The organism is uncultured Algibacter sp., from assembly GCF_905480415.1.
GTDB lineage: Bacteria > Bacteroidota > Bacteroidia > Flavobacteriales > Flavobacteriaceae > Algibacter_B.
Map to the genome: position 1 here is coordinate 1 of NZ_CAJQQI010000119.1, position 11,464 is coordinate 11,464.

At 31.8% G+C, this 11,464-nt stretch carries 11 protein-coding genes and 1 tRNA gene; 9 read left to right on the forward strand and 3 right to left on the reverse strand.

The window, feature by feature from the left end:
- On the forward strand, positions 1-146 hold a 146-nt coding region (locus tag QZ260_RS13185; protein WP_365969418.1), incomplete at its 5' end, for a helix-turn-helix domain-containing protein.
- Positions 147-265: 119 nt separating this feature from the next.
- Here QZ260_RS13185 and QZ260_RS08330 read toward each other — a convergent pair.
- Positions 266-338, reverse strand: a tRNA-Phe gene (locus tag QZ260_RS08330).
- A gap of 184 nt (positions 339-522) precedes the next feature.
- Here QZ260_RS08330 and QZ260_RS08335 point away from each other — a divergent pair.
- The 7 genes from QZ260_RS08335 (at position 523) to QZ260_RS08365 (ending at position 8,318) form a co-directional block, all read left to right on the forward strand.
- Entirely contained in the window at positions 523-1,254 is a 732-nt protein-coding gene (locus tag QZ260_RS08335; RefSeq protein ID WP_295984997.1) for a type III pantothenate kinase, read from the forward strand.
- A complete protein-coding gene (locus QZ260_RS08340; protein ID WP_295984981.1) occupies positions 1,251-2,555 on the forward strand; it encodes a hypothetical protein in 1,305 nt (434 codons plus the stop codon). The genes QZ260_RS08335 and QZ260_RS08340 overlap by 4 nt, the downstream gene beginning before the upstream one ends.
- Before the next feature lie 18 nt (positions 2,556-2,573).
- A complete protein-coding gene (locus tag QZ260_RS08345; RefSeq protein ID WP_295984982.1) occupies positions 2,574-3,956 on the forward strand; it encodes a hypothetical protein in 1,383 nt (460 codons plus the stop codon).
- Complete coding sequence (lptC, locus tag QZ260_RS08350) at positions 3,956-4,510, forward strand: LPS export ABC transporter periplasmic protein LptC (RefSeq protein WP_295984984.1); 555 nt, start codon at positions 3,956-3,958, stop codon at positions 4,508-4,510. Before QZ260_RS08345 ends, lptC begins: the two co-directional genes overlap by 1 nt.
- A gap of 61 nt (positions 4,511-4,571) precedes the next feature.
- Positions 4,572-4,766 (forward strand): hypothetical protein, encoded by a 195-nt coding sequence (locus tag QZ260_RS08355; protein ID WP_295984986.1) that lies wholly within the window; start codon positions 4,572-4,574, stop codon positions 4,764-4,766.
- The gene (locus QZ260_RS08360; RefSeq protein ID WP_295984988.1) at positions 4,767-6,056 is read left to right on the forward strand and encodes a hemolysin family protein; all 1,290 of its coding nucleotides are present in this window, start codon (positions 4,767-4,769) and stop codon (positions 6,054-6,056) included.
- 132 nt (positions 6,057-6,188) lie between these two features.
- Entirely contained in the window at positions 6,189-8,318 is a 2,130-nt protein-coding gene (locus QZ260_RS08365; RefSeq protein WP_295984990.1) for a SurA N-terminal domain-containing protein, read from the forward strand.
- 57 nt (positions 8,319-8,375) lie between these two features.
- Here QZ260_RS08365 and QZ260_RS08370 read toward each other — a convergent pair whose 3' ends face one another.
- Complete coding sequence (locus QZ260_RS08370) at positions 8,376-9,290, reverse strand: GYDIA family GHMP kinase (protein ID WP_295984991.1); 915 nt, start codon at positions 9,288-9,290, stop codon at positions 8,376-8,378.
- Positions 9,280-10,608 (reverse strand): hydroxymethylglutaryl-CoA reductase, degradative, encoded by a 1,329-nt coding sequence (locus tag QZ260_RS08375; protein ID WP_295984993.1) that lies wholly within the window; start codon positions 10,606-10,608, stop codon positions 9,280-9,282. The genes QZ260_RS08370 and QZ260_RS08375 overlap by 11 nt, the downstream gene beginning before the upstream one ends.
- Positions 10,609-10,844: 236 nt before the next feature.
- Here QZ260_RS08375 and QZ260_RS08380 point away from each other — a divergent pair.
- On the forward strand, positions 10,845-11,464 hold a 620-nt coding region (locus tag QZ260_RS08380; RefSeq protein ID WP_295984995.1), incomplete at its 3' end, for a DPP IV N-terminal domain-containing protein.

Sequence of the window (11,464 nt, forward strand, 5' to 3'; positions counted from 1 at the left end):
GAAGTGAAACCGCAAAATTACTTCATGTAACAGAAGTGACTCTTAATAACTGGGAAAAGAAAAATATACTTGTTCCGAAGAGAATTGGTAGACGTGTCTTATATAAAGAGGGTGATGTATTAGAGAGGCTGGACCATGCTGCTTAATTAAAGTATAACAGTATAATTGTTATGTAATGTTACAAACTGCGCACACTTTTGAGCACACCTTAAAAACCAAAAAACCCGTAAATCATTGTTTATAAATGAGTTACGGGATAATTTTGTGGTACCTCCAGGAATCGAACCAGGGACACATGGATTTTCAGTCCATTGCTCTACCAACTGAGCTAAGGTACCTCGCCAAAGCGGATGCAAATATATATTCATTTTTGTTATTCGCCAAATGAAAGTTGCAAAAATTCATTTTGATTTGCTTAATTTTTTATAATGTATTATTAACTCATTTGTAATTAATAATATAGCTCCAATTCCGACTGTTTATTGTTGTTCATTTTGTAAATTTACAGCTTTTGGAATGGAGATGAATTTAATTATAGATGTTGGAAATTCTTTTGTTAAACTTGCTGTTTTTAAAGGCGAGAAGCTTAAGTACAGAGAAAGTGTTGAGCTTGACGATACTTTTTTTATTATTAAAGCTTTAAAAGAAAAACACCCTGCTATTGAAAAAGCTATTATATCTTCGGTTGGAAAACTAAAAAAAGCGGAGGTTAATGCTATAGCTAAACTTTTTGATCTATTAGTTTTAGATTCTAAAACCAAGTTACCTTTTAAAAATCTATATAAAACACCTAAAACCTTAGGCGTTGATAGAATTGCTTTAGTCTGTAGTTCTATTAATCAGTTTCCTAACAAAAATACGCTTATTATTGATGCTGGTACATGTATCACATATGATTTTGTAACTTCTAATACGGAGTACTTAGGAGGCGCTATTTCACCAGGTATTCGTGTGCGTTATAAATCGTTAAATAATTTAACTTCAAATTTACCGTTATTAGAGTCAGAAATGCCAAAGAATATTATTGGAGAATCTACTGAAGAATCTATACACTCTGGAGTGATTAATGGTGTTTTAAAAGAAATTGATGGTGTTATCGAGGCATATAAAATTAAATATCCAGATTTAACAGTTATTTTAACAGGAGGTGATGCTAAATTCTTGTCTAAACAATTAAAAAGTAGCATATTTGCGAATTCTAATTTTCTTTTAGAGGGATTAAACTTTATTTTACAATTTAACTTAAACGAATGATAAAAAAACTTGTATTAGTTTTTATTGCTGTAATTGCAATTCACGGTTATGGACAACAAGGAACAACGTCTCCTTATTCTTTTTATGGTATTGGAAGTCTCAAATTTAAGGGGACTGTAGAGAATAGAAGTATGGGTGGTTTGAGTATATATAATGATAGTATTCATGTTAATTTGCGTAATCCCGCTTCTTATGCCGGAGATAACTTGGCAGTTTGGGGTGGTGAGAGTAGACCTGTTAAATTTGCTGTTGGAGGTAGCTACACCAGTACTGGTTTAAAAAGCAGCAATAGTAGTGATAATGCTTCGTCAACATCATTTGATTATTTAGCTATAAACATTCCTTTAGGCAAGTTTGGTTTTGGTTTTGGTTTGTTGCCATATACTTCGGTGGGCTATAAATTAGAATCTATAAATTCTAGCGGTAATATTGATAATAGGTTTGAAGGAGAAGGTGGTCTTAATAAAGCTTTTTTTGGATTGGGTTATCAGTTAGCTAAAGGACTAACGGCTGGAATTGATTTTCAATATAATTTTGGGAATGTTAAAAATAGTATTGTAGCTTATCAATATTCTGATGGTGTACCCACTCAATATCAATCTCGAGAGAATAATAGATCCGATTTAAGTGGTTTAAACTTGAATTTTGGGTTATCATATAAAACGATGATAAGTGAAAAACTGGAGTTAGTTTCTAGTTTAACATTTAACCCTGAAAGTGATTTGACTTCAAAAAATGAAAGGTCAATTTCTACAATTACAATAAATTCTAATGGTCAAGAATTTGAAAGAAACACTATTGAAACAGATTTAGAGGCTATTGGTTTAGAAGAAACAGATGTAGTATTGCCTTCTAAGTTTTCAATTGGTGCAGGTATTGGTGAGCCAAGAAAATGGTTTGTTGGTGTAGAAACCACTTTTTTAAAGACGAGTAAATTTTCAAACGAATTATTTAGTAATGATACATCTTATGAAGATGCTTATTCTTTTTCATTAGGTGGTTTTTATATTCCTCAATACAATTCTTTTTCAGGATACTGGAAACGAATGGTTTATAGAGCGGGTGTTAGGATGGAAGAAACGGGGTTAAATATAAATAGTGAATCAATTAAAGAGTTTGGCATATCTTTTGGAGTAGGTATACCAGTTGGAGATGCAAGATTATTTTCTAACGCTAATTTTGGTTTCGAAATAGGCAAGAGAGGAACTAAAAACAGCAATTTAATACAAGAGAATTTTATTAATTTCCAATTAAGTTTATCTTTGAATGATAGATGGTTTAATAAAAGGAAGTATGACTAACAGCACAAAAATATTATCATGAAATCAAAAATTACATTATTACTAGCTTTTTTATTTATTGGGTTAAATTTTGGTTTTTCTCAACAAGATGAAGAGTGTATGACTAAGCTTTCCATATTCCATGAATATACAAAAGCAAAAAACTATGATGCAGCTTATGAGCCTTGGATGGCCGTTAGAAATAAGTGTCCTAAGTTTAATAACGCTATTTATGTAGATGGTGAAAAGATTTTAGAGTATAAAATAGATAAAGCAACTGGCGCTGATAAAGTAGCTTTTATTAACGATCTTTTAAAGCTATGGGAACAAAGAGGAGAGCATTTTGCAAGTAAAACTCCTAAGGGAGAATATGCTGCACAAGCTTGTCAGTTATTATATGACAATAAAAAAGAGCTGGGTAAAACTAATGACGAATTATTTGAGTGTTTTGATGCTGCTTATAAATTAGATAAAGATACGTTTACAAATCCTAAAAGTTTATATACTTATTTTTCTTTAATGGTTGATTTGTATGATGCTGGTAAAAAACCTGCAGCAGATTTATTTAATAAATATGATGATATTGTTGAGAAAGTAGAAGATGAAGTTAAGAACTACTCTGAAAAGCTTAATAAAATTATTGAAAAAGTAGATGCAGGAACAGCTTTAACTAAGAAAGAAGGAAAATATAAGAGATATTACGAAAGTTATTTGAAAGCTTACGATCAAATCTCTGGCAGTATTGATGGTAAATTAGGTAATAGAGCAAACTGTGAAAACCTTATTCCTTTATATCAAAAAGATTTTGAAGAAAACAGAAATAATGCGATTTGGTTACAAAGAGCTGCAGGTAAAATGTCTGAAAAAGATTGTACTGGTGATCCGTTATTTTTTAAGTTAGTAAATGCTTATCATGAATTGAGCCCTTCTGCTAATTCAGCTTACTATTTAGGTATCTTAAAAGATAAAGAAGGTAAGTCTAATGAGGCTATATCATTTTACAAACAAGCTATTTCATTAGAAACAGATAACTTTAAAAAATCTAAGCTTAATAACAGAATAGGTTTAAAATTGAAGGCTAGAGGTAGTTATGGTCAAGCAAGAGGTTTCTTTAGACAGGCTCTAAAGTTAAACCCGTCAAATGGACGTCCATACCTGTCAATTGCAACGATGTACGCTAAAAGCGCTAATAATTGTGGGCAAAGTAATTTTGATAAAAGAGCAGTATATTGGTTAGCAGCAGCCGAGGCTAGAAAAGCAGCTCGTGTTGACCCTACTCAAAAGAAAAATGCTGCAAAATCTGTTGCAAATTACAATGCAAAAGCACCACAAAAATCTGAGATATTTAGCTCAGGAAGAGCTGGTCAAACCATTAAAATAGGTTGTTGGATTGGAGCTTCTGTAACGGTGCCAAGTATTTAATGAACAAAAAAGTTACATATAATATATTAAACATAGTCACAATATTTATTGTGACTATGTTTTTTTCATGTAATGATAGTTTTAAACAAGTGCAAAAAATAGGCATTTCTGAAAATGAACCTATTGGTGTTGATTATAATATTAACGTAAAATACACCGACTCAGGAAGAGTTTCTGCTAATTTGATTAGTACTAAAATGTTAGATTATTCTAATAGAGACTTTCCCTTTTATGAGTTTACAGATGGCGTTATACTATATATTTATGATAAGGATAATAAAAAAAGTACGGTAGTAGCAGACAATGCTTATGTTTATAATAATACTGATTTGATTGACATGCAGGATAATGTTGTAATCACCACTCATGACAATAGAGTTTTAAAAACCGATCAATTATTCTACGATCAGGAAAAAGAATGGCTATATACTAATAAACCTGTAAGTTTTAAAACCGATCAAGATCTTATAAATGGTAATGGTTTTGATTCAAATTCTAAGTTCACAAATGCTGAAGTACTTGAAGTAACTGGTATTATTACTCTGGAAGATTAATTTTAATTAATCAAAATTACCTTTCTCAATTTTAAGTATCTTTGCTCCTAAATATTTAACGATGAAATTTTCTAACATTTTCCAATACGCTTATATAGTATTTGCAATATTATTTATATATGATGGTATCTCAAAATGGGGTGATGGTACCAATGGTGCCTATATTTCACTTGGATTAGCTGCTTTGGCCATATTTATATATTTCTTCAGAAAAAAGTTTAGTAGAAAATTTGAAAACAGAGGCAATTCAAAATAAATGAGCATTTATGTTATCATTATAATTGCGTCATTAATACTCTCAGCGTTCTTCTCTGGGATGGAGATTGCTTATGTGTCTTCAAATAAAATCCATATTGAAATTGAAAAAAAGCAAGATGGTATTCTTGCGAAAGCTTTAACTAAGATTACCACAAAACCTTCAAAGTTTATAACCACAATGCTTATTGGTAATAATATAGCATTAGTTATTTATGGGTTTTTTATGGGTGATTTATTGGTTAATTGGTTTCAATCGATGCTACCAACATCTTACCCTTTTCTAGATTATTTGTTTACAGATTTAAGTTTGTTATCTCAAACCATAATATCAACATTTGTGATTTTAATAACCGCAGAGTTTTTGCCAAAAGTATTTTTTCAAATATATTCGAACACTTTGATTAAAGCTTTAGCAGTTCCTGCGTACGTGTTTTATGTGCTTTTTACTTTTATTTCTGATTTTGTAATCTGGATTTCTGATTTTGTGCTTAAAGTATTCTTTAAAACTGAAGGCGATCAAATTCAGTTAGCATTCACTAAAGTGGAACTTGGTAATTATATAAGTGAGCAAATGGAATCTGTAGAGGAACAAGATGATGTAGATACTGAGATACAAATTTTTCAAAATGCTCTGGAATTTTCTGAAGTAAAAGCACGCGAAGTAATGATTCCTCGAACCGAAATTATTGCTGTCGAAATTTCAGATTCAGTAAAATCACTAAATGCTTTGTTTACAGAAACGGGTAGAACTAAAATCTTAGTATATAAAGATACTGTAGACGATATTTTGGGTTATGTACACTCTTTTGAGTTGTTTAAAAAGACAAAAACTATTAAGTCTATGTTAACATTAGTTGAGTTTGTTCCCGAAACGGTGCTTATTAAAGATGTACTAAATGTACTTACTAAAAAGCGCAGAAGTATAGCGGTAGTATTAGATGAATATGGAGGAACTTCTGGTATCATGACCGTTGAAGATATTGTTGAAGAGTTATTTGGTGAGATTGAGGATGAGCATGATTCAGTAGATTTAATTGAGGAAACTTTAGAGAAAGATACCTATAAGTTTTCTGCACGGTTAGAAGTTGATTATATCAATGAAACCTACAAAATTAATCTTCCTGATAGTGAAAATTATGAAACCCTTGGAGGTCTTGTTGTTAATCATACCGAGGAGATTCCTGATCAAAACGATATTGTGAAAATAGAGAACTTTCAATTTACAATTTTAGAAGTATCAAACACAAAAATTGATATGGTAGAAATTAAAGTGTTACAAGAAGATTAAAATACATAATTCTACTTTTATTATTGAATAGAAAATGGTATTTTCGCGCACGATATTTTTGTCAGTTTATTGCAATTGACATCAAATTAAACAAGCAATTCCAACAACAGATTTTAAAAATTTAATTTACAAATGGCAGTTTTAAATAAGATAAGACAACGTTCACTATTCTTAATACTAATTATAGCATTAGCGCTATTCTCTTTTGTATTAGCAGATTTGTTTAAAAACAGTGATGCACTTACTTCTAAGTCGCAAAATATTGTTGCAACCATAAATGGAAAAGATATTACTCGTGAGTACTTTATGCAAAAGGTAGAGCAGCTGCAAAGACAGATGGGGCCAAGTGCTACCAACACGCAAGTAATGAATAGAGTTTGGGAGCAAGAAGTGAGACAAGCTGTTATGGAAACTCAGTTTGATGAACTTGAAATTTCTGTTGAGAAAGATCAAATGAGAGATTTGCTTAAAACGTCATTAGCTACTAACCAGAATTTTTTAAACGAGGCAGGTCTATTTGATGAAAATAAAATGAATGAATATATAGCTAATTTAAAAGAAACATCACCAGAAGGTTTTGCTAGTTGGGTTAATTATGAAAATCAAGTGGCTTCAAATGCTTTAAACCAAAACTATTTTAATATGGTTAAGGCTGGCTTAACGGGTACGCTTGCAGAAGGTAAATTAGATCATGAATTAGAAGGTAATAAAGTAGATATTAAATATGTGCAAGTTGCCTATTCTTTAATTCCAGATAGTATTGTAGATGTTTCGAAATCAGATATTACAAGTTATATAAGCAAAAACAAGAATCAATACAAGGTGGACGCTTCAAGGGATATTCGTTTTGTTGAATTTAAAGAAGCGGCATCTGTAGAAGATGAGAATGCAATTAAAATTGAATTAGAAACTTATGTTAACGGCAGGTTTGTTGATGATAGAGGAAGAAAAGATACTATTGTTGCTTTCTCTAAGGTAAAAAATAATGAAGAGTATATAAATTCAATCTCTGCCTCAGATATAAAATTTGATGAGCGTTTTGTTTTTAAATCAAGTTTACCAACAGAAGCAGCCGATGCTATTTACAATTTAAATGAAGGTGAAGTTTATGGTCCATACAAACATAATGGATCTTTTAAAGTCACTAAATTGATAGCTGTTAAACAAATACCAGATTCTGCTAAAGTAAGACACATTTTAATTCCTTTTACAGGGGCTCAAAGTGCGGGACCGGATGTAGTACAAACTGAAGTAGAAGCTAAAGTAACTGCGGATAGTTTATTAACATTATTAAAAAAGAATCGTTCAAAATTCCCTGAATTCGTTAAGGGGTTTTCATCTGATCAAGGAAGTGTCGCTAAAGAAGGGCGCTACGATTGGCATGCATACAACACAATGGTACCTGAATTTAATGATTTTGAATTTGAAGGAAAAACAGGTGATTTAGGTGTTGTTAAAACGGTATTCGGATTCCATATTATAGAAGTTGAAGGACAGAAGAATAAAACAAAAGCAATTCAGGTAGGAACTATTTCTAGAAAGATTGAGCCATCTGAAGCAACTACAGATAAAGTATTTAGGGACGCTTCAAATTTTGAAATTAATGCAGGAAAAGGAGATTTTAGCGTGCTTGCAACAGATAACAAATACACATTAAGACCTGTTAATGGTATAAAGGTTTTAGATGAAAATATTCCTGGTGTTGGAAATCAAAGACCAATTGTACGTTGGACGTTTGAAGAAGATGTTGAAGTTGGTGCTATTAAACGTTTTAATATTCCTAATGGATATGTAATTGCACAATTAGTCGCAAAACATAAAGCTGGGTTAATGTCTGCTGACGATGCAACTGCTAAAGTATTACCTATTATCAGAAAAGAAAAGAAAGCTAAAATTATTATGGATAGAGTTTCTGCTACTACTTTAGAAGATTTGGCTGCTGCTGAAAAAACTAATGTTAGAACTGCTGCCGGTATTAATATGAAAAACCCAACTATTTCTGGAGCAGGTCGGGAGCCAATTCTTACTGGAACTGCATTTGGATTAAATGAAGGTGAAACATCAGAATTGATTGAAGGTGCTAAGGGAGTTTATATGGTACAAGTTACTAAAGTTACTCCAGCGGTGGAGCTAGACAGCTATCAGGCTGCTGCTAATAGAGTTGAACAAGAAAAAGCAAGTTCTGTTAATACTAAATTGTATAACGCTTTAAAAGAAGCTTCTGAAATTGAAGATAATAGAGCTGCAACTCAAGTGCAATAAAAATCGCAAACATATAATAAAAAAAGCCTCGTTTATCGAGGCTTTTTTTATTGGATTTTATAGCGCCATAATTGAATAAGGAATTACGGTTTCATAACCTCTGTCTTTGAAATATTGACTTGGGTTGTTTTTTGAGGCAACCATTATAAAATCACCTCCCCACGCTCCAAGGCTTTTTATCGCACCATCGAAATCTTTAAATAAGAGATCTTTAACAGGTGTTTGTTTAGTGATTTTAGATATGATAGTTTCATGCTGAACCATTGAGCTTTGAAAGTGTTGTAATGTTTTAGAATTAATCATTTCCAAAGTGATCTTATTGATAGCCTCAATAGCATATTGCGCATTTTCTTTATTTTTATTGTAATGTTTTATGCCATCTCGACTATTTTGTTTTTTGTTTAAATGCACGAAATAAAGTTGGTCTTTAAATGAAGGCGAGAAATCGACCGTTTTAACTAAAGGCTTTTTGTCTTCTATTTGATAGGTTATTGGCGTATTGTTTTGGGCGCAAGCTATGTCATATCCACTGCCACCAAAAGTTTTTTCTAATAGTTTAAAGGCATCAACATGTGTCCATTGCGCTATATTGTTTATTAGGGTAGATGACGTGCCTAAACCCCAGTTTTTTGGAAACTCTAAGCGTGTCTCAATTTTAAAACCATACTTTTCATTTAAGAACTCTGAGTTTAAACCTTTCGTAGCATTTAAGATTTGAATTAATCGTTTTGAGATGCTATCCTCATGAACTTGCCTCAAATCATTATCAGGATCTATTTCAAATTCATTTTGAAACCAAACGGTTTTATTTTCATCAAAACTTTTCCAGTTTAATATAAGTTTTTCCGTCTGTTCAACGATTAACGACTGTCCGTATTTTGTTGGAATAGCCAGTGATAGAGCACCATCAAGTACTAGGTATTCTCCAGAAAGAAGAAGTTTTCCATGACTGTAAAATTTTTTACTTTTCACTTGAAACCCTTAGTTCGTTTAACGCCTCAATTACTGCACTATGTGTTACCGTATTACTTTTAAAATGTTCGGTTAAAGTTTGCTTTTCGATATTATTCGCTTCAAACTGATTTAATATATTCATCAAATGCATTTTCATGTGTCCTTGTTGAATTCCTGTTGTAGTCAATGAACGTAATGCAGCGAAATTTTGAGCTAATCCTGCAACAGCGACAATTTGCATAAGCTCTCTAGCTGATGGATTATGTAGTAATTCCAAAGCTAATTTCACCAAGGGATGTAGTCCAGTAAGTCCGCCAACGGTTCCTAGGGCTAGAGGGATTTCCATCCAAAAGGTAAACACACCATCTTCAACTTTGGCATGTGTTAAACTGCTATAGCTCCCGTGTCTTGAAGCATAAGCATGAACACCAGCTTCAACTGCTCTAAAATCGTTTCCTGTGGCTAAAACAACAGCATCGATACCATTCATAATGCCTTTGTTATGGGTTACGGCTCTGTAGGGTTCAACTTCAGCAATATTTACGGCTTGTAAAAATTTATCAGCTAAAGCTTTACCAGAAATTGTATTATTATCACTTAACTCTTCAACAGTGCAACTCACTTCTGCACGAACCAAACAATCTGGCACGTAATTAGAGAGAATGCTCATAACGATATTAATTCGCTTTTCGCCTTCAGAAAACAAATCAAATGATAAGGCCTCGTTTTTAAACGTCTTTGCAAATTGTTCTAAACATGAATTTATAAAATTAGCGCCCATAGCGTCTAAAGTTTCAAAAGAAGCATGTAGTTGATAGTAGCTATCTATATCTGATGTTTTATCCCGTAATTCAATATCAAGAATACCACCACCACGCTTTTTCATATTCTTAGTGATAGCTTCAGTATCTGTAGTCAGTTTTGGCTTTACATGATTAAAAAATTGTTTTAATTTTTCAAAGTCGCCTTTGTACATAAAATGAACCTGTCCAATCTTGGTGGTAGAAATTACTTTGGTTTTAAAGCCACCTCTATCCAACCAAAACTTAGCTGCTTTGCTTGCTGCAGCAACAACGGAGCTTTCCTCAATTGCCATAGGAATGGTGTATAGCCTGTCATTTATTAAAAAATTAGGAGCTACACCGAGCGGTAAATAATAATTGGTTATCGTATTTTCTATAAACTCATCATGTAATTGTTGAAGCTTATCATTAGAGTTCCAATATTGTTTTAAAATAGCCTTAGCATCTTCTGCATTTGAAAAATAAGTATCAACAATCCAATCAATTTTTTTTGATTTAGATAATTTAGAAAAGCCAGCAATAGATTTACTCATAGTATACAAATTAGCAGTGCAAAGATACTACTCTTGGTATGAATATTGAATACTTGCGATAAACCGAATGATTTAAGTGTTAATAATAGAGGTTTTTTGCATAATTTTTAGTAAACTTGACATCATATTATGGAATAAATACTTTTTTTGACTAAACGCCCATAATTGACTATTTTTTAATGATATATAGGCTTTAGAGCCTTAATCAACTTTTTAAGAACAGTTTAAATAAACACATGAAATTATTCCTATACGTTTGTCTATTCATAACAACTATTTTATCGGCTCAAACTAAAGAAATCACACTCGAAGATATTTGGAAAGATGGAACGTTTAGAACAGAGCGAATGGATGTATTGCATTCCATGAAAAATGGTCAGCAATATTCTGTTTTAAATTTTGATAGGGAAACAAAAAACACATCTATTGATATTTATGATTATAAAACTTTAAAAAAGGTTGAAACTTTGGTGAGTTCTGAAAAACTTGAAGGCATACCTTATTTTTCTGATTATACATTTAGTAAAGACGAGAAAAAAGTTATTTTGGCAACTAAAGAAGAGGCTATATATAGACGTTCAGCCTTAGGGAACTATTACATATATAATGTTAAAAATGCTTCTTTAGATTTAATTTCTGAAGAAAAAATTCAGGAACCTACCTTTTCTCCCGATGGAAAAAAAGTTGCCTTTGTGAAAGGTAATAATCTTTATGTAAAAGATTTTAATTCTAATGAAATCACTCAAATTACTTCTGATGGTGAGAAAAATAAAATAATTAATGGAGTAACTGACTGGGTTTATGAAGAAGAATTTGGTTTTGTTCGAGCTTTTGATTGGAATGCAGATAGCAATAA

Coding starts and splice junctions, on each gene's coding strand:
- QZ260_RS08365 (WP_295984990.1), top strand. CDS start 6,189: ATGGCAGTTTTAAATAAGATAAGACAACGTTCACTATTCTTAATACTA.
- QZ260_RS08360 (WP_295984988.1), top strand. CDS start 4,767: ATGAGCATTTATGTTATCATTATAATTGCGTCATTAATACTCTCAGCG.
- QZ260_RS08340 (WP_295984981.1), top strand. CDS start 1,251: ATGATAAAAAAACTTGTATTAGTTTTTATTGCTGTAATTGCAATTCAC.
- QZ260_RS08355 (WP_295984986.1), top strand. CDS start 4,572: ATGAAATTTTCTAACATTTTCCAATACGCTTATATAGTATTTGCAATA.
- lptC (WP_295984984.1), top strand. CDS start 3,956: ATGAACAAAAAAGTTACATATAATATATTAAACATAGTCACAATATTT.
- QZ260_RS08375 (WP_295984993.1), bottom strand. CDS start 10,608: ATGAGTAAATCTATTGCTGGCTTTTCTAAATTATCTAAATCAAAAAAA.
- QZ260_RS08345 (WP_295984982.1), top strand. CDS start 2,574: ATGAAATCAAAAATTACATTATTACTAGCTTTTTTATTTATTGGGTTA.
- QZ260_RS08335 (WP_295984997.1), top strand. CDS start 523: ATGAATTTAATTATAGATGTTGGAAATTCTTTTGTTAAACTTGCTGTT.